The following is a 17,845-nucleotide window of genomic DNA, read 5'->3' on the forward strand; positions in this document are numbered from 1 at the left end:
ACAACTAACAGCTAATTAACTAAACAAAACGTGCCGGTGTATTTCAATACGTCGGCACGTTTCTGTTATTGCTGCGCTATATATGTTGAGGCTCGCCATTACGATAGTAAGCGTTTTTAGGAGGTAGTTTATGGCATCGTCGGCAGCAATTGGCGTTTTTGATTCGGGGCTTGGGGGAATTTCCGTAGCTCGTCAGTTGCATGCTGTTCTTCCGCATGAGCGAATTATTTATTTCGGCGATTCTGCAAACGCGCCATACGGCATTAAAACTCCTGAAGAAGTCAAAAAGCTGAGCTTTGCAATCGTCGAGCATTTTGTTCGTCTAAATGTAAAAGCTGTTGTAATTGCTTGTAATACCGCCACTTCCGCAGCTGTGAACGATTTGCGCGCGCATTACAATATACCTATCATAGGTATGGAGCCGGCGCTTAAATTAGCTTGCGATTTAGGCAAAGGTGAGTCTCAGCGCGTAATCGTAGCTGCAACTCCGCTTACTCTTCGCGAGCGCAAGTTTGCGGATTTGCTGCAACGTTTTTCGCAAAATAACACGATTTTTTCGCAGCCTTGTCCTGATTTAGTGCGTATTGTTGAGCGTGGGGAGCTTAATGATCGTGATGTAGTTTTTGCTGCTCTTCACAAGTATTTCGACGAGTATGATTTAGACAGTATTGATTCGGTTGTGCTGGGCTGCACTCATTTTGTGTTTTATAGGGATTATTTCCGCGAGTTTTTGCCTGCGCGCACGAATATTGTTGACGGCAACGAAGGAACTATTAATCATTTGCACAAAATATTGGAACTTAATAATGAGCTTGCAAGCGATTCTCAAGAAGGCAGCATAACTCTTACTAATTCGGATACAAGCTTGCGCATGCAGCAACTTGCGAAGAGCTTGTGCTGAAAGACTTGCGTTAAAATCTTGCGTTAAGACTTTGCGCTAAAAATCGCTCTTATTCAGCCAAAAAATACTTTAGAATATTGGCACAAAATCAAAGTAAGCAATGCCGCAATCCAAAGCACGTCTATGAGCAAGTCGTATCGCAAACGGTAGTAGCTTTCAACCAAGCTAAAACGCTTAACAAGCAATTTTTGCGAACTTACGCTTGCGTGAGTCAACGATATAAATTGCATTGTTGTGGAGAACATAAGCACAATGCACCACGGGCACAACGCGTGAATTACGAACATAGATTGCGAAAACAGCCAGTAAGCGTAGGCAAGTGCGCATAATCCACCAAGCCAAGTGCAAATTGCAAACCATCGCGGCACGCGTACGCGAATCATTCCAATAACTGCGAGCGTTACGAATACGCTTTCTGCAGCAATTCCAAAGAATGCGTTTGGGAAGCTTAATTCGCCAAATTTCACAATTTCTGCCTGCCAAGTTTGCGCAACTCTAGAGCAGGATACTACGCTGTTGAAGTCGCAGCTGAGCAGCTTATTAGGTTCGCGCGCTAAAGCAAGGGTTTCAGCAGAAAGTATAAGCGAAGTTACGAGTGCTACCGCAGAGAAAAATAGCATAATGCCATACGTCCATACTGCAGAGTGCCTCCATCCGCTAAGTGTTGTTTCATAGTCTTCTTTAGCGGCGTTAGTTTGCTCCATTGCTGCTCCTAAAAGTTACTAATTGCGAATGATGTGAATAATAATAAATAATAGCAAATAATTATGTGTGCATATTCATTTCTCGTTACATGGCACAGTTTACGATGATTATATGACCGCAATAAGCAACAACCAACACGACGCATCAAATCATGCTAGCGATAGCAACTCCAGCATGATGAATTTTGCGCGCGAACGCTGGGATTTGCACTGTCATACTGTTTATTCAGACGGTACTGCAACTCCAGAAGATTTAATTACGCAAGCTAAAATCGTTGGTTTGCAAGGTGTTGCTATTACTGACCACGACACAACTGCAGGATGGCATGATTTTCAAGAGGCTGCTAAAGCTTCGAATGTGCCAGTATTATTTGGTTCGGAGATTACTGCGCAAGACTCAGGCGTGTTTGTGCACATGCTCGCATACCAGTACAATCCGCAAAATAGCATGATTGTGAGCATGTTTGAGCTTACTAGGAAGCGTCGTTTTGATCGCACAAAGCATATGGTTGAATGTATGTCACGCGATTTTCCAATTACTTGGGATGACGTTTTAGCTCAAGCGAAGCTCGGTGACTTAACTACAATCGGGCGGCCGCATATCGCTGATGCTTTAGTAAAAGCTGGCGTGTACAAAACGCGTTCTGAGGCTTTTGCTGGGCCTATTTCTCCGTGTAGCCCGTACTATATACCAACTCCTTCTCCAAATGTTCGTGAAGTTATTGAGGCTGTTAAAGATGCTGGGGGAGTTGTTGTTATTGCGCATCCTGCTGATCCTACGCGTAACCGCGTGCTTCTTTCGGACGATCAAATTATATCGTTTGTTAAAGCTGGTCTTGACGGTTTAGAAGTGTATCATCGCGGAAATTCTAAAGCACAGCGTGAAAGACTGCTTTCTTTAGCGAGTAAGTGCGATTTGCTTGTGACGGGCGGCTCGGATTGGCATGGCTATGGTAAGCCAAATCGTTTGGGCGAAGAAACAACAAGCCGCGAAGTAGTATCGGAAATACTCTTGCGCGGCTATAAGCTCTAAAATGTTGCTGTAAAGTTTCTGTCGTTTTTTCGCTCGCAACCGACCGAAACTTTACTCCCGTGTAAAGTTTCTGCCTCTTTTTGGCTTGAAACCGACTTTTTCTTTACATGCGTGTAAAGTTTCTGTCGTTTTTTGGCGGTATTTCGACCTTTTCTTTACGCTGCTGTAAAGTTTTTGCCGTTTTTAGCGAAATTCCGCTATTTTAATTGAGCGCTCCGAAGCCTACTGAATGCTTTGGCGTATCGCCGATGAGTGCGTAAGACAGCGACGAAGCTGAGACCATAATAGTGCGCCCATTTACGTCCGTAAACTCAAGCATATCCTTGGAATCGTTAATCACTTTGCGCACTTCTTCTGCGCTTTGGTTGGTTTCAAAATCGATGGAATCAGAAACGTTTTTTACTCCTAAAACAACTCGCATACATGCTCCTTTTGCCTTATTTTACGCTATTTATCGTTTTAATTAGTATTTAGTATTTTATTTATCTTAGTCTAAGTCTGCTTGTGCGTCGCGCATCGCTCGTTCTTCACGTTCCAGAAGAGGAATGATTACGGTTTCTGGTTTATCGTCATAGTCTTGCATATTTTTTTCTTCATCTTCAGAAAGTTTTGAGTCAGAAGAAGTATTTGAGTCAGAAGAAGTCTCGTTTGCACTATCGACCTTACTGTCACGCTCAGCTATAACTTCATCCTTAACCTCAGAATCATTGTTGTTCTTGGTGTTCTTAGCTTCCTCAACGCCACCAGCGTTACTAACGTTTTCATGCTCATCACTAGCATAGCTATCAGCAGATTTACTCATTGCAGTTTGCACAATAGTTTCTGCGGTTTCGTGTACTGTTTGAGTTTTTACATGAGTAATTACTTGAGTTGCTGTGTCGTCAGCGAGTTGTGCTGCTTTTTCAGCCTCCTCAGCGTTAGCTGCGTGTGTGCCAGCATATTGAACTTTGCGCTCATGAGTATCGTCGCTTATAGTTTTGTTGCTATCGTAAGTCTCGTCTTGAGCGTTATTTAATTCAGTATTTCCTTTTGAAGTAATGTCTCGCTCATTAGTTTCGTCGCTATTTCCAGTGTTTAGTTGGTTTTCAGTAGAATTATTCTTAGAAATTTGGCGACTTTGCGTATTGTCATTTTCAAGAAGCGTTCCAACTGTAATAGTCGAGGCAGGATTTCTTGCAGCACGACCAGTTTTAGCAGTTTGTGCATTGCTAATACGACTAAGCTCGTGCGCTAAACGCTCAACTTGAGCCTTAAAACGCATAATACTGGTATTATCTGCACGTTGCAAAGCTTGAACAAAATCGCCAACTTGTTCCATTTGTAGCCACAAGTTTGCGCGGAGCATAATCAAACTATCTAAACGAGAACCCATAATTCTACCGTATGCAGAAAGCACTGCGTTTCGGCGCTGCTCGTTAAGTTTTGCAAAAATCCAAGCCAAATCGCGCGCAGGATCGTTAATTTGCATTCTTTGCCAATTTGTTACAGCAGTAATCGTTGAGCCGGCAAACAAAATGTCGCCATCCATAAAACCGCCGTGTACTGGGCAAGTTTCAAATGACCACAATCCTTCAGTTTCCAACACTCTCGACCAACTGTCAGTAATTTCGGTTGGAATATGGCCGGCTTGACGAAGTCTTTTAATCCAACCGGTTAACTGTGCTCGAATTTGACCAGTAGTAAAAGCAGGGTATTTTCCGCGCGTTACGAAAGTGGGGCGCAAGCGATGAATAGCGCCGATTGCAGTTCCAACATTTGCGCAATCGTCGGTAGTAAGAAGACGCAAGTCGCGAGCGCTACCTTCAAGATGTTCACAAATAAGCACAGTGTCTTCATCGTTGTCGTTGGCAATAATGCTTGACATTCGTGTAGATTGCTGTTGAGTAGATTGCTTTTGCGCATATTGCTGGGTGCCAGCAACTGTAGAATTTCCAGCGGTTACATTATTTGCAACATTTCCAGTGTTATTATTGGCATCTTCGCGTTTTCCTGGCATAAACGTGAGCATAGTGTCGTAAGCGAATCCCAAAGCTGCCAAATCTTTACTGTGCTCAAGAGTCCATGCTGCACGAGCCCGGTCATGCAAACGCTTGCGACCTTTACTATCCGCACTGATAAAAACGTCGTAAAGCTTACCGGAAATATCTTGCACAACGGCGTGAGAAATTCCAGCCGCGGTATCAGTGGCATTAACTTGCTCACTTTGGCGCGTTCCTGCAAACTGTACTTCGGGCATGGCTGCAGATGCCAGTGCTGCCAACTTGAATCTACTGAGTTGTGTCACACTCCCACAGTAATACAAAGCACCGAAATTTTGCCAATTTTTTGTAAGTTATACACATATTTTTATTCTTGTTGCGTAAGCGTTGTTATTGCTGCAACAATAGAATTATGAATTCTTCACCAGAAACTTCACCAGAAACTTCGCAAGTGACTTCGCAAGTGACGTCTAAAACTTCGCAAGTGACTTCTCCAGGAGCGCTTTTAGACGGGTTGGATGATTCGCAACGCGAAGCTGCTACCGCGCTAGAAGGTCCTGTGCGCATTATAGCTTGTGCAGGAGCTGGTAAAACGCGCACTATTACGCGCAGAATTGCGTATGCTTGCGCTACTGGTAAGTGGGATCCTGAAAGAGTTTTGGCAGTTACTTTTTCTGTAAAAGCAGCTGCGGAAATGAGATCGCGTATTGAGACTCTTGGTGTAAGCAATGTTAGATGCGTCTCAACATTTCATTCTGCAGCTTTGCAACAAATTCGCAGCGTATGGAACGACGTCTGTTCCGCACAATTCCCGTCAATTATGAATGATTCTCAGCAAATCATAGCTTCTGCGCTTAAACGTTATCCAGATTTTGCGGATATGACTTTGTTGCAAACTCGCGATATTTTGGCAGAAATTAATTGGGCGAAAGTTTCGCTTATTGCGCCTGACGATTACTTGCGTGTGTGTGCTTCTACGCATCGTTTGCCTCCTGCAGGCTTAGAGCCGCAGCAATTTGTCGATATATATGAAGCTTACGAAACCGAAAAAAATGCGCATACTTGCATCGATTTTAACGATATTCTTCTACTTTGCTGCCATATTTTACGAAATTTTCCGGAAGCTGCAAACCGTATTAAGCAATCAATCGGATGGATCACAGTTGATGAATATCAGGATGTGTCTCCTTTACAGCATGAATTGTTGCGATTATGGATGGGGCAGAACCGCGATATTTGCGTAGTGGGCGATCCTGCGCAAACAATCTACTCGTTTGCAGGTGCGAATAGTTACTATTTGCTTTCATTTCCGCAAGAATTTGCGCCTCTTGGTGCAGATATTAGTTTGGATACTGACTACCGCTCCACAGAACGCATCGTAGGTCTTGCTAATAGAGTGCTTGCTGCTTCTGCACATAAAAAGGATTACGTAAAAGTTAAAGCTGTAACGAAAGGTGGTGTTCGCGTTAGTCAGCAAGTTTTTGCCACCGATGTTGAAGAAGCTTTGGGCGTGGTTGAGCAAATTGCAAAACTTGTAAAAAGCGGTGCTGCGCATCTTGGGGAGTGCGCAATACTAACGAGAACCAATGCTCAACAGCAAGTAGTTTGTAAAGCGTTAAAAGCAGCAAAACTTCCGTATCGCGTGAGAAAAGACGTGGGGTGGCAGCGAAATGTTTTAGAGGATGCACAAAGCTATGGTGCTCAAGGTATTTCTGACGTTTTTGCATCTTCTAATATTTCAACTGTTACTGTTTCAACTATTCATGCTGTTAAAGGTTTAGAGTTTGCGCATGTTTACGTAATTGGCTGTTCTGAAGGGCTTATTCCTTTTGGCTCTACGGCTGATGACAGTGCCTTGGAAGAAGAGCGCAGACTTATGTACGTTGCAATAACTCGCGCAGAAAAGACTTTGCATCTTTCTTACGCTTCTAGAAAAGACAGTGGAACTGGCATGAATCGTGTGCCTAGCCGCTTTCTGGCTTAATCTCGCGGCATAAACTTTACGCTCATGTAAAGTTTATGCCGTTTTTTGGCTTGCAACCGACTTTTTCTTTACGCTCATGTAAAGTTTCTGCCGTTTTTTGGTTGTGAACCGACCTTTTCTTTACACAGTTGCACAGTTTCTGCCGTTTTGAGCGTTGATGTCGATTATTCAGCTGGATTGTTATTGAATCAGGAGTTTTACAAGAGTTTTATTCGCCGTCAGGATCAGTTTCGTCGGAATTGCCGGATTCGTTGCCAGCTTCGTTACCGGTTTCGCTGTTTTGCTTCTTTTGGCGCGCATCCTCTTCCAAAAGCTTGCTAAGTTCAGCATCCCAATCATTTGTGCCTAAATCGTCTTCTGTTAATTTTTCAAACGATTTTTCGTTAGGCGCATTTTCGATAGCGTTAGCAGTATTTTTGTTACTTTCGTAATTGTCCGCACTTTCGTGACTTTCGCTAGTTTTTTCAGTTGCTTCATTAGTTTGATTAGACTGAGTTTCTGTTGCATTTTTTGCAGCAGCTTCCGTTGCATCCTCCGCATCGGATTCTTTCGTAACTTCGTCACCAGCTTTACTTTCGTTACCAGCACCGTCACCTGCATTACCAACGCCAGCGTCTTTCGTAACTTCGCTAGCTTCCGGCAAAGTTGGCAATAAATCTGGATGACTCCACAAGCTATCTCGCTCTTCAATACCGCGCTCGCGAGTCAACTTTTCCCACAATTGCGATGCCTCACGCATACGGCGAGGGCGCAAATGCAAACCAAGTAACGATTCAAACGTCACTTCTGCAGGCCCTCCCGCAGCTCGCTCGCGACGCATCATCTCTCGCAACTGCTCAATGTGCACAATATGAGCCATTCCAGATTGCCATGTAACGCAATCAACCCAACCTTCAACAAGTGCAAGCAAAGTTTCCAAACTGTGCAAAGCTTGACGCTGCTCTTCAGAATCATTGCTGCCAATATTTTGCAAATTAACAGCTCCTGAAATTGCTTCCGGATTCATTGTTTCCACGTCGCGAAGCTGTTCTTCCATAGCTTCTAAGTCAATGTTTATTCCGTTTGCGTACTTAATAATCAGCGCTTCAAATCGTGGCATAAGCCATGGCACGGATGCAAATAATCTTGCGTGTGCAGCTTCTCGCAAAGCCAAATAATTCATGACTTCTGTAATATCCAATTCCCACACTTTTGCATACTCAATGCAATTATATGGAATTAATCCGCCTGCAGGATTTTGTAAAAGCGCAAGACCTTGATCAAAACTGCCGTGCACTTCGTGTGAAAGTGCTCCAGCTGCTTGACCTAGTTGCATAGCAAACGAAGTGTTTCCAAGCAGTTTCATTAGTTGCGCTGGATTATTCATTCCTTCAGGCAGCGGAATTGGCACAACTCCTGCAAATAATCCTTTTACTTCAGCATCATCCACATCGCGGAATCGCTCTTCAATAACAGAAGTGAGTGCTTCGTTTACTGATTTTGCAACAGGATTAGCGAATTTAACCCAAGCTTCCAGGGTTTTTTCTACCCAATCAGCTCTAGACAATACTTCCGGCGTTCCAGGAGCAGGATTGAAATTGCACGTTATATCTAGCCACAAGTTCGCTTGGCTTAAAGATCTTCGTGTGGCATCTGCTACGTCTGCGTTTACATTTCCTTGATCGCCATTAGCGTGCTGTAGAGCAATAGATTGCGCTAACTTGCGATTAATTGGCCCTTCTTCAAGTGTTGCTTCCATTTCGTATGGATTATTAAGACCGCCTGCACTAAAAGCTTGCATCATTCCGCGAACTTCGTCTGGTTTAGGAAGCTTATCTGGATTCTGATTTAAGAGTTGTTCGCGTAGCTCAAAAGGAAGCTGATCAAGTTGTTTCCATGCTTCTTCTCCTTGTATTGGCCCAAAGCATTCAATGAGCCATTGGTGAATTGCATCGTCATTCATGAGCGTATCCTTCTCGTGCCACGTGTTGCATAATTTACAGTTTTTATTTTTATATGTTTCGTATCTGCACGTATTTGTACGTATTTTATGAGTATTTATACGTATTTTACACGTCTTTATATGCGAGTTTAGCGCATCTTCTTAATAAAAATATTTTTTAATACAAATATTCTACTCGATAATATGGTTTTATGCGCTATAACTTGCGTGCAAATATATTTTAAAGCAAAACTATATAGGGCTTGTGTCATGATACAAACATGTTTCGCTTTTCTACAGGTGCTAGTGTATTCCGTACGTGTTTTAGATTCTTGCGCTCGCTGCCTCATGCTTTAGTTTTGTACATTACTTCGCATTCTTTGCGATATTTTGCAGGATTCTTTACAGTAATTGTTGCAATTTTTGCGTTGTCGCTTCCAAGCGCATACGTTGTAGAAGAGCCTGGTCCAACGCAGGATGTTTTAGGATCCCTATCAAATACTCCTGTGATTGATATGTCTGGTTCTCGAGTAAAAGAGAATCATGATACTGGTAAGTTATTGTTGATTACTGTCAATGTTTCTGGTGTTCCTGGATATGAAATTTCAACATTTTATTCATTGACTTCATGGATGGATCCTCATAAAAGTTTGCTGCCTCGTGAAGCTATTGTGCCAGTAGGGCAGAGCGCTGACGAGTATGAGAAAGAATCCACAAACGAGATGGATGATTCGCAAAGTCTTGCTCAAAATGTTGCGTTGCAGTACGCGTCTAAGCATCTTGGAATTAAAAAAGAAGATGTAAAAGTTCGTTTACATATTGAAGATATTGGTGGACCGTCTGCCGGAATGATGTACACTCTAGGAATTCTTGACAAACTTACTCCTGAACAAGAAACTGGTGGTAAGACGATAGCCGGAACTGGAACTATTGAAAAATCGCAAAAAATTGGCGAAATTGGCGGTATTCGGTTAAAGATGATTGCAGCTAAAAGAGATGGAGCCACTTGGTTTTTAGCACCTTACGATAATTGCAATGAAGTTGTTGGGCATGTGCCACAAGGTTTGCGCGTTGTAAGTGTAAAAACATTGGATGATGCTTACAAAGCGTTAAAAGCTATTGGTTCTGGTCATGGGGCAGATAAATTGCCAAGCTGCAATGTGAAATAAAACTACAAACCAAATAAAGCAGAAAATAGATAAAACAGAAAATAGATAAAAAAGAAAGTGGGCGATGAGGGACTCGAACCCCCGACATCCACCGTGTAAAGGTGGCGCTCTAGCCAGCTGAGCTAATCGCCCGTTCGCAACAAATTAAAAACATACATGATGGTGTGTACGAATGCAACGTGTGGCGCGCGTCGTAACAATCGCGTACAGTATACTGAATAAGAACATGTGCTCAGGAGGTCGATATTCGATGGCTCAGAAACCTGATACCGCTCGTAATGCTTCAGCAATGGAGCGTGTGGGTAAGCGTAAGTTAGGATATAACGTCGCGCAGGTGAATGCTTTTCTAGAGCGCGCTCACACTTTGTACGAAAGCGATGAAGCTCGACTCACGCAGAAAGATATTCAAGAGGTTTCTTTTGACTTGGAGCGTAATGGTTACATTATTGGTCAAGTTGATGCTGCGTTATCGCGTTTGGAACGTGCGGTAGTAGATAAGTGCACTGAGCAAGAATTGGCGCAATGCGGACGAGTTGCATGGAAAGCTCGTGTAGAAGCGCTTTATCGTAAACTTTTGCAACATGCTCAAAGAGATTATCGCGATCGTTTTGATCGTGGCTCTTCGCGTCACCCATCTTATGCGCGTAAACAAGTGGATATTATGGTCGATCAAGCCTTAGATAAGATTGCTCTTATGCTTGGTCATGAGCTTGAGTGGGAAACAGACAAAGAAACATTGCAAGATATTGATTCTGCTTATGTTTCTAATGTGATTTTTACGCAGAAAAATGGTAAGCACGGTTATGATGAGCGTCAAGTTGATTATTATTTAAACGCTTGTGTGCGTTTGCTTAGCAGCTTGGAATCTTTTGAGCGTGTAGAACAGTATGTTGATGCGGATAATAGTAGTTCCTCATACTCTCGAGCAGAATCTGAATCTTATTCTGCTCCTGCTTCTGTTCCTCCTTCCGTTCCACCTTCTGTTATTCCTGTAACTAAAGCTGAAGAGCCTGCTAAATCTTCAGAATCTACGGAATCTTATAACCATTATGAAGAGCCTGTTCCATCATTTGCTCCTTCAATAAAGCCTGCATCTGATTTCAGTGCTGCTTCTGCAGCTTCTTCTGCTTCTGTTGCACCTTCAGCTTCTTCGATATTCAAACCTGTTGAGGATGCTGTGGAAGATGAAGACACTGCGGATAGGTTGCCTAAGATTGCACCTCGCTCAATACCTAGCGTGCCAAATCATGATAAACAAAGCATTTTTGCCCCTGTAGATTATGCTAATCAAGATTCTAATGATTCGTTTGAAGCGTTAAATAAGTCTGAGCGCGCAATATTTACACCTCATGCTGCTGCAAGTAAGCCTTCTAATGTTCTTAACGATACTGATAGCAATGATGAGCTTTTGCAAAGCGCTACAGTAATGCGAAACTCTTCTGAATCTTCTGTACTACCTCCTTCTTTCACTCCTGCAGCTCGTAATCGCAATAATTCACCTGCTGCACCTAAGCCTGTTGCTGCTCCTGCACCGGCTCCTGCTGAGTCAATTCCATCATTTGCTCCTCAAGATCCTGCACAGCATTCGTCGCAGCATTCCTCGCTTAATATTCCGGAGTTGCATGTTTCTGATTTGCAGCCGAGTAAGCCATTGAGTTTAGATATTCCAGATTTGTCATTCCCAATTATTGGCCATATTGATGAATCTACTAATTTCGGTAGCTCTTCTCAAAGCGGCGACGATTCGGAAAATAACGATCGTAATTAATCTAACTATTAAAAAAGATATAGTTTGATTCATGCCATTGTATCGCGATGAAGCTGTTGTGCTTCGTACTTTTCCTTTAGGTGAAGCGGATAGGATTGTTGTGCTTCTTACTAAGCGGCATGGTAAAGTTCGTGCTGTTGCGAAGGGAGTTCGTAGGCTTAAATCACGTTTTGGTGGTCGTCTTGAGCCGCTTATGCGTGTTGATTTGCTTCTTGCGCAAGGTAAATCTTTGGATGTAGTCTCGCAGGCTGTTTCTATTGCTGCTTATGCTGGTGAAATTTGTGCAGATTATACGTCCTATGAGTATGCAAACGTCATGCTTGAAGTTGTGGATTTGCTTGTTTCTAACGAATATACAGATGAATACAGGCGTGAATATCAAGATACGCTAGGGCAGTATCGTCTGCTTACTGCGGCTTTACTTTCATTGTCTAAGCATAAGCATTCTCCTGATGCTATTGGCATGTCGTATATATTGCGAGCATTGTCATTAGCTGGGTGGTCTCCGCGACTACAGGCTTGTGTTGTATGTGGAAAAAATGAAGATTTATGCTATTTTTCGCCTTGCACAGGTGGAATGATGTGTGCAAGTGATCACACTCCGGATTCAATAGTTTGTGCTAATTCGACGCGTTTGCAATTGTGTGCGCTTGCGCAAGGAAACTGGTCTGTTCTTGACGGAGTGTCGGTTGATTCTTCTACTATGCGATGCGTTCAGCAATGGGCTGAATATTATCTTGAGCGACCTATTCGTTCGATGGGGTTGTTACATTCGTAAGTATGGCTTTTGAAAACGTGGATTATAAGTCGCTTGATATTCCAGCGGCTCCTTTTAGTGACCCTTCTCGCATACCGGATTTTCCTAAGGGCAAAGTGCCTCGTCATGTCGGTGTGATTATGGACGGAAACGGACGCTGGGCAAAAGAGCGCGGAATGATTCGAACCGAAGGTCATAAAGCTGCAGAACCGGTAGTTTTTGACGTTATTGCAGGAGCTATAGAAGCAGGAGTTCGTTATTTAAGCTTATACACTTTTTCTACCGAAAATTGGAAGCGATCTCCGCAAGAAGTGCGCTTTTTAATGGGATTTTCTAGGGAGATTATTCATAGGCGAGTTGCACAAATGAACGAGTGGGGAGTGCGAGTTCGTTGGGCAGGTCGTCGTCCTCGTTTGTGGAAGTCTGTTATTGACGAGTTGGAAAAAGCGCAAGAAATCACCAAAAATAATAAAACCATTGACGTTGTTTTTTGCATAAATTACGGCGGTCGTGCGGAAATTGCGGATGCTTGCGCGCAAATTGCGAAAGAAATTCGAGACGGCAAAATTAAAGGCGATCGCGTAAGTGAAAAAATGATTGCTGAGCACTTGTATAATCCGGATATTCCAGATTGCGATTTGGTGATTCGCACTTCCGGCGAGCAGCGCACTAGCAACTTTTTGCCTTGGCAAGCATCCTACGCGGAACTTGATTTTGTGCCGGAACTATTCCCGGATTACGGCCGCGAAGCGCTGTGGAGATCAATCGACCGTTATGCGCATCGCGACCGCAGATTTGGTGGCGTAAAAAACGCCTAGTATCTCACTAAGATTTGTTACTTTTCGCTAGCGAGCCAAGCGCAAGCTGCTACAACTGCAGCTGCTAATCCGCGATTAAGAGTGGGCTGCAAATCTGGGGCGAATGCCGGATTGTGATTTCCAGGAGCATTCTGCATATCCGCAAAACCACCTAAGCCCCAGTAAGCGTAAGGAGTTTTAAAAGCGTTCGCGACTATAGAAAAATCTTCCGAAGCAGAAGCGCGCGAAATATCTACAGAATCTTCTCCAAAGTATTCATCAAAAGCTTTACGCACGCGCAAAGACGCATTCTGATCATTATTCGTAAGCGGATAGCGATCATAATACGTAAACTCTGGTTCTTTAGGACATCTTGCAAGCTCGCACTCTCCACGCACAATTCGTTCAATAGCATTGTGCACAAATTCTTGAGTATCTTCGCTATAAGTTCTTGTGTTAATTAAAAGCTCGGCATCATCAGGAATAATATTCGACTTACTTCCTGCATTAAGCGCGCCAACTGTAACAATTGCGTAATCTTTAGCTGCAAGTTCGCGAGAAACAATCGTCTGCAATTTAAGCACAATTGATGAAGCAACAACCACCGGGTCAACGCTCAACTCAGGCATAGAACCATGCGAACCTTTACCAAAAATGTGCACGCGAATCGAAGCTGCAGTAGTTAAGAATGCGCCCGAACGAATACCGACTGTTCCTGCAGGAATAGCACCCAACACATGCTGACCAAGGTAAACGTCGGGCTTTGCAATCATGCTCGTAATGCCATTTTCCACCAAGTCTTTTGCGCCTTGAGCTGTTTCTTCTCCAGGCTGAAAAACGCCAATGTACGTTCCTCTCCAAGCATCTTTATGTTCATTAAAAGCCTTCAAGGCACCAAGTAGGCTGGAAATATGAAAATCGTGACCGCAAGCGTGTGAAACTCCAACCGTTTTGCCATTTTCGTCTTGCGTGCTAACTGTTGAAGTGTAATCTTTTCCTGAATTTTCTTTAATTGGAAGCGCATCGATATCCGCTCTCATAGCAACAACAGGACCTTCGCCGTTTTTAATCTCTGCCACAACGCCTGTTTTTCCAACTCGCTTTGTTTCAATCCCAGCTTTGCTAAGAATATCAATAATTGTTTGAGCTGTATGATCTTCTTTCATTGACAGTTCAGGATGTTGATGAAAGTATTTGTATTGTTTTTCTCGTTCTGCTTGGGTTTCATCTAAATCGGATAATATTTTTTGAACTGCCGTAAGTTGCAGCATAAATTCCTGCTTTCCTTTGTTTTATTATAACTTTTTTGAGTTTTGAGATTATTTGAGATTATTTGAGATTATTTGATTTCAGTTTTATTCTTCTTTATTTCGTTCGTTGAGAATTTTATCTACAAGTGCACTTTTTGCGTCAATTTGATTGCTAAAACCAGGGCGAATATCTAATTTTAGTATTACTCCGGTACGGTATCCTTTGCTGACTAAAGCCATTGTAGCGTCTTTTACAACGCGCATAACGTCATCAAATTCGCCCTCAATATTCGTGAACATTGCGTTAGTTTCGTTCTTTAATCCAGAATCGCGAATTACTTGTACGGCATCCGCCACGTACTCGCTCAACTCGTCTCCGACTCCGCTTGGAGCAATACACAACGCTGCGACCGTGTTAGTTCTGTGCTCGTTCATGTGGTCGTTTGTATTCCCGTTATTATTTTCACTCATAGTAACAATCCCTTTAAAATCGTAATCTTACGCAAATTTAGCAAAACAAGACAACGCCAAATAATGCGTCAACAAACTTATAAATTTGCGTTACTTTAACAGTTACTTTAACAATTTTACAAGCGTCACAGGGTTTTTCTATAATAGCAACGTTTTCACCCGAATTTTCTAGTTTTACGAAAAGGTGTATTGTGGCTGTTTCAAAGCTTGATGAAGTCGTCTCCTTGGCTAAGCGTCGAGGATTTGTGTTCCCAGCCGGCGAAATTTACGGTGGCACGCGTTCTGCGTGGGATTACGGCCCACTCGGTGTTGCGTTGAAAGATAATATCAAGCGCGAATGGTGGCGCTACATGGTGACCACGCGTGGAGATGTTGTTGGAGTGGATACTTCCGTTATTCTGCCTTCACAGGTGTGGGTTGCTTCCGGTCACGTTTCCGTGTTTAACGATCCTTTGATTGAGTGCTTGAATTGCCATAAGCGTCATCGTGCAGATAAGTTGGAAGAGTCTTATGCTGAAAAGCATGGCGACAAAATGCCAGAAAATGGCTTAAAAGACATTGCTTGCCCAGATTGCGGTACTCGCGGAAACTGGACTGAGCCACGCGACTTCAACATGATGCTTCGCACTCATTTAGGACCGGTTGAAGACGAAAATAGCTTGCATTATTTGCGTCCAGAAACAGCTCAGGGCATTTTCGTCGATTTTAAGAATGTCATGACTTCTACTCGTCAAAAGCCACCTTTCGGTATTGCAAATATTGGTAAGTCTTTCCGCAACGAAATTACGCCTGGAAACTTCATCTTCCGCACTCGCGAGTTTGAGCAGATGGAAATGGAATTCTTCGTAGAGCCTGGAACCGACGAAGCTTGGCACCAGTATTGGATTGACACTCGCGTGCGTTGGTATGTTGATTTGGGTGTGAAGCCAGAAAACTTGCGCATGTATGAGCATCCTAAGGAGAAGCTCAGCCACTATTCCAAGCGCACTGTCGATATTGAATACAAATTCGGCTTCCAAGGTTCGGATTGGGGAGAGCTTGAGGGTATTGCAAACCGTACTGACTACGATTTGTCTGCTCATGCTAAGCATTCCGGCGAGGATTTGAGCTACTTTAACCAGGCTACTGGCGAAAAGTATGTGCCTTACGTTATTGAGCCTGCGGCTGGTCTCACGCGCTCGCTTATGGCATTCTTGGTTGATGCTTACGACGTTGACGAAGCTCCAAACACTAAGGGCGGAGTTGACAAGCGCACTGTTCTTCGACTTGATCCTCGTTTGGCTCCTGTTAAAGCTGCAGTTTTGCCTTTGAGCAAGAAGCCAGAATTGCAAGCTGTTGCTCAAGATTTGGCTGCAGATTTGCGTCAGCATGATTGGGTTATCGATTACGATGAGGCTGGTGCTATTGGTCGCCGCTATCGTCGTGAGGACGAAATTGGTACTCCTTTGTGCGTAACAGTCGACTTCGATACTTTGGAAGATCATGCTGTTACAATTCGCGAGCGCGACACTATGCAACAAGAGCGCGTTTCCTTGGACAAGGTTGCAGATTACGTTGCTAGCCGAATTAACGAAAAACGTGTTAAGTATCCGCAAGGTCCTGTTGAAATCGTTGGTACTCGTGCAGCCGACGGTGCTACGGATATTGCTAAAGAAGCTGGCGAAGACGAGTCTAAGCCTGTACAAATCGCTACTGCTGGCGGATTGTACTAATACGCGTTTGAGTAGTGCTTAAGCATTAATAAGCAAAATTATTATTATAGTGAACGGAGTTAAAGCAATATGAATTTTTCTATAAAACCAGTGGATTTAGGGAAAGTTCATATTGCAACTCCTGTTGTTCTATCTCCAATGGCTGGGATCACTAACTGGCCATTTCGCGTAATTTGCCGCGAATTTGGTCCGGACGGGCTTTACGTAGCAGAAATGATTACAGCGCGAGCTCTAGTTGCACGAAATCCAAAAGCGCTTAGACTTTGCCGTTTTGCTCCTAGCGAAAAAGTGCGCTCTTTGCAGCTTTATGGTGTAAATCCTTCTATTGTTGAGCAGGCAGCTCGAATTGTTGTCGACGAAAACATGGCTGACCACGTTGACTTAAACTTCGGCTGTCCAGTTCCAAAAGTGACGCGACGCGGCGGCGGTTCTGCTCTTCCTTGGAAAACTGATTTGTTGCAAGAAATTTTGCATCGCGTTGTTTCTGTTTGTGAGCCTGCAGGAATCCCTGTTACGGCTAAATTCCGTGTTGGAATTGACGAGAATCATGAAACTTTTATTCAAGCTGGTCATATTGCACAAGAAGAAGGATGCGCTGCTGTAACTTTGCATGCTCGCACAACTGCAGAATATTACGGTGGTCATTCAGACTGGCAGCGTATTGGTGAGCTTGTAGAGGCGCTGAATATCCCCGTTTTTGGCAATGGTGATATTTGGGGTGCGGAAGATGCGCTCGCAATGTTTAAGGAAACTGGTTGCGCTGGCGTTGCTATCGGTCGAGGATGCCAAGGTCGCCCATGGTTGTTTGCTGATATTCGCAATGCTTGCGAAGGTAGCGATAATCGTGTGAATCCTACTTTGGCAGAAGTTGGTTCCGTTATTTTGCGTCACTTGAAGCTTTTAGTTGAGTTTTATGATGGTGACGAGCGTATGGCTGTTCACGACTTGCGTAAGCATGTTGCTTGGTATTTAAAGGGCTTTCCTGTTGGCGGTGGCACTCGTAAAGCGTTTATGGAGTGCGAGTCGATTGAGGATGTTCAACGTAATCTCGATATGCTTGATGGTTCTCTTCGTTTGCCAGAAAAGGTGTTAGACACGCCGCGTGGACGAGTTAGATTTGCTAAAAAAGTTCATTTGCCGTATGGGTGGTTAGATTCTCGTACAACTAGTCACGAAGAGCGAGAGGCGTTATTTGGTGATGATCCAATGGATGCAAGTTACTAGTGTTTTCTAGGGCTTTCGTCATTTTTTTGCTCTGATTATTTCGAGAATATTCTATTAAAATCACCTTGTGCTCATATTTGCATATAGCACGGTGTATTATCAAAGCAGTGACATTTTTTCAGTTTATTGTGAAAACGTCGTCAGTATCGAGCGTTTTGCGCTAAAATATTGTGTA

Annotated in this window: 15 protein-coding genes and 1 tRNA gene; 9 read left to right on the forward strand and 7 right to left on the reverse strand. The window is 43.4% G+C overall.

All coding sequences use genetic code 11. The features are described 5' to 3' along the window. The first annotated feature begins 130 nt into the window (after window positions 1-130). Complete coding sequence (murI, locus tag HXT50_RS00095; protein ID WP_421776854.1) at window positions 131-901, forward strand: glutamate racemase; 771 nt, start codon at window positions 131-133, stop codon at window positions 899-901. 53 nt (window positions 902-954) lie between these two features. Here murI and HXT50_RS00100 read toward each other — a convergent pair whose 3' ends face one another. Beyond that, window positions 955-1,605 carry a vitamin K epoxide reductase family protein gene (locus tag HXT50_RS00100; protein WP_101885943.1) on the reverse strand — a complete coding sequence of 217 codons (651 nt, stop codon included), beginning with the start codon at window positions 1,603-1,605 and terminating at the stop codon, window positions 955-957. A 112-nt stretch (window positions 1,606-1,717) separates the two neighbouring features. On the opposite strand from HXT50_RS00100, the gene HXT50_RS00105 reads away from it, so the two are divergent. Then, entirely contained in the window at window positions 1,718-2,638 is a 921-nt protein-coding gene (locus tag HXT50_RS00105; RefSeq protein WP_410297421.1) for a PHP domain-containing protein, read from the forward strand. 202 nt (window positions 2,639-2,840) lie between these two features. On the opposite strand, the gene HXT50_RS00110 is transcribed toward HXT50_RS00105, so the two are convergent. Then, entirely contained in the window at window positions 2,841-3,059 is a 219-nt protein-coding gene (locus tag HXT50_RS00110; RefSeq protein WP_004105154.1) for a DUF3107 domain-containing protein, read from the reverse strand. A gap of 66 nt (window positions 3,060-3,125) precedes the next feature. Next, entirely contained in the window at window positions 3,126-4,874 is a 1,749-nt protein-coding gene (locus HXT50_RS00115) for a phosphotransferase (protein ID WP_421777135.1), read from the reverse strand. Window positions 4,875-5,029: 155 nt separating this feature from the next. Here HXT50_RS00115 and HXT50_RS00120 point away from each other — a divergent pair, with 155 nt between their 5' ends. Continuing rightward, on the forward strand, window positions 5,030-6,601 hold the full coding sequence (locus tag HXT50_RS00120; RefSeq protein ID WP_421776855.1) for an ATP-dependent helicase: 1,572 nt from the start codon (window positions 5,030-5,032) through the stop codon (window positions 6,599-6,601). A gap of 208 nt (window positions 6,602-6,809) precedes the next feature. Here HXT50_RS00120 and HXT50_RS00125 read toward each other — a convergent pair whose 3' ends face one another. Continuing rightward, window positions 6,810-8,543, reverse strand: coding sequence for a zinc-dependent metalloprotease (locus HXT50_RS00125; protein WP_421776856.1), 1,734 nt, complete (start codon window positions 8,541-8,543; stop codon window positions 6,810-6,812). A gap of 260 nt (window positions 8,544-8,803) precedes the next feature. On the opposite strand from HXT50_RS00125, the gene HXT50_RS00130 reads away from it, so the two are divergent. Next, window positions 8,804-9,691, forward strand: coding sequence for a YlbL family protein (locus HXT50_RS00130; RefSeq protein ID WP_004105150.1), 888 nt, complete (start codon window positions 8,804-8,806; stop codon window positions 9,689-9,691). Between the two features lie 58 nt (window positions 9,692-9,749). On the opposite strand, the gene HXT50_RS00135 is transcribed toward HXT50_RS00130, so the two are convergent. Beyond that, window positions 9,750-9,823, reverse strand: a tRNA-Val gene (locus HXT50_RS00135). A 118-nt stretch (window positions 9,824-9,941) separates the two neighbouring features. Here HXT50_RS00135 and HXT50_RS00140 point away from each other — a divergent pair. The 3 genes from HXT50_RS00140 to HXT50_RS00150 are packed head-to-tail and all read left to right on the forward strand — an operon-like array spanning window position 9,942 to window position 13,034. After that, on the forward strand, window positions 9,942-11,459 hold the full coding sequence (locus HXT50_RS00140; protein WP_421776857.1) for a DivIVA domain-containing protein: 1,518 nt from the start codon (window positions 9,942-9,944) through the stop codon (window positions 11,457-11,459). A 31-nt stretch (window positions 11,460-11,490) separates the two neighbouring features. After that, window positions 11,491-12,237 (forward strand): DNA repair protein RecO, encoded by a 747-nt coding sequence (gene recO, locus HXT50_RS00145; RefSeq protein ID WP_101885947.1) that lies wholly within the window; start codon window positions 11,491-11,493, stop codon window positions 12,235-12,237. Between the two features lie 2 nt (window positions 12,238-12,239). Then, window positions 12,240-13,034: an isoprenyl transferase gene (locus HXT50_RS00150; RefSeq protein ID WP_004105147.1), complete on the forward strand. Its 795-nt coding sequence runs from the start codon at window positions 12,240-12,242 to the stop codon at window positions 13,032-13,034. Window positions 13,035-13,051: 17 nt separating this feature from the next. Here HXT50_RS00150 and HXT50_RS00155 read toward each other — a convergent pair whose 3' ends face one another. Both HXT50_RS00155 and HXT50_RS00160 read right to left on the reverse strand, forming a co-directional pair. Continuing rightward, window positions 13,052-14,284, reverse strand: a complete 1,233-nt coding sequence (locus tag HXT50_RS00155) for a M20 family metallopeptidase (RefSeq protein ID WP_004573901.1) — start codon at window positions 14,282-14,284, stop codon at window positions 13,052-13,054. Between the two features lie 84 nt (window positions 14,285-14,368). Beyond that, window positions 14,369-14,734 carry an MTH1187 family thiamine-binding protein gene (locus HXT50_RS00160; protein ID WP_116442637.1) on the reverse strand — a complete coding sequence of 122 codons (366 nt, stop codon included), beginning with the start codon at window positions 14,732-14,734 and terminating at the stop codon, window positions 14,369-14,371. A gap of 191 nt (window positions 14,735-14,925) precedes the next feature. On the opposite strand from HXT50_RS00160, the gene HXT50_RS00165 reads away from it, so the two are divergent. Together HXT50_RS00165 and dusB are read left to right on the forward strand one after the other, a co-directional pair. Continuing rightward, window positions 14,926-16,446 carry a glycine--tRNA ligase gene (locus tag HXT50_RS00165; RefSeq protein ID WP_004105144.1) on the forward strand — a complete coding sequence of 507 codons (1,521 nt, stop codon included), beginning with the start codon at window positions 14,926-14,928 and terminating at the stop codon, window positions 16,444-16,446. 69 nt (window positions 16,447-16,515) lie between these two features. Continuing rightward, entirely contained in the window at window positions 16,516-17,670 is a 1,155-nt protein-coding gene (dusB, locus tag HXT50_RS00170; RefSeq protein ID WP_004573903.1) for a tRNA dihydrouridine synthase DusB, read from the forward strand. Window positions 17,671-17,845 lie beyond the last annotated feature (175 nt).

This window comes from Gardnerella sp. KA00243 (assembly GCF_049244105.1).
Taxonomy (GTDB): domain Bacteria; phylum Actinomycetota; class Actinomycetes; order Actinomycetales; family Bifidobacteriaceae; genus Bifidobacterium; species Bifidobacterium leopoldii.

What these genes read in the sequence shown, in the direction of transcription:
- murI (WP_421776854.1), top strand. Translation starts at nt 131, where the DNA reads ATGGCATCGTCGGCAGCAATTGGCGTTTTTGATTCGGGGCTTGGGGGA.
- HXT50_RS00100 (WP_101885943.1), bottom strand. Translation starts at nt 1,605, where the DNA reads ATGGAGCAAACTAACGCCGCTAAAGAAGACTATGAAACAACACTTAGC.
- HXT50_RS00105 (WP_410297421.1), top strand. Translation starts at nt 1,718, where the DNA reads ATGACCGCAATAAGCAACAACCAACACGACGCATCAAATCATGCTAGC.
- HXT50_RS00110 (WP_004105154.1), bottom strand. Translation starts at nt 3,059, where the DNA reads ATGCGAGTTGTTTTAGGAGTAAAAAACGTTTCTGATTCCATCGATTTT.
- HXT50_RS00115 (WP_421777135.1), bottom strand. Translation starts at nt 4,874, where the DNA reads ATGCCCGAAGTACAGTTTGCAGGAACGCGCCAAAGTGAGCAAGTTAAT.
- HXT50_RS00120 (WP_421776855.1), top strand. Translation starts at nt 5,030, where the DNA reads ATGAATTCTTCACCAGAAACTTCACCAGAAACTTCGCAAGTGACTTCG.
- HXT50_RS00125 (WP_421776856.1), bottom strand. Translation starts at nt 8,543, where the DNA reads ATGAATGACGATGCAATTCACCAATGGCTCATTGAATGCTTTGGGCCA.
- HXT50_RS00130 (WP_004105150.1), top strand. Translation starts at nt 8,804, where the DNA reads ATGTTTCGCTTTTCTACAGGTGCTAGTGTATTCCGTACGTGTTTTAGA.
- HXT50_RS00140 (WP_421776857.1), top strand. Translation starts at nt 9,942, where the DNA reads ATGGCTCAGAAACCTGATACCGCTCGTAATGCTTCAGCAATGGAGCGT.
- recO (WP_101885947.1), top strand. Translation starts at nt 11,491, where the DNA reads ATGCCATTGTATCGCGATGAAGCTGTTGTGCTTCGTACTTTTCCTTTA.
- HXT50_RS00150 (WP_004105147.1), top strand. Translation starts at nt 12,240, where the DNA reads ATGGCTTTTGAAAACGTGGATTATAAGTCGCTTGATATTCCAGCGGCT.
- HXT50_RS00155 (WP_004573901.1), bottom strand. Translation starts at nt 14,284, where the DNA reads ATGCTGCAACTTACGGCAGTTCAAAAAATATTATCCGATTTAGATGAA.
- HXT50_RS00160 (WP_116442637.1), bottom strand. Translation starts at nt 14,734, where the DNA reads ATGAGTGAAAATAATAACGGGAATACAAACGACCACATGAACGAGCAC.
- dusB (WP_004573903.1), top strand. Translation starts at nt 16,516, where the DNA reads ATGAATTTTTCTATAAAACCAGTGGATTTAGGGAAAGTTCATATTGCA.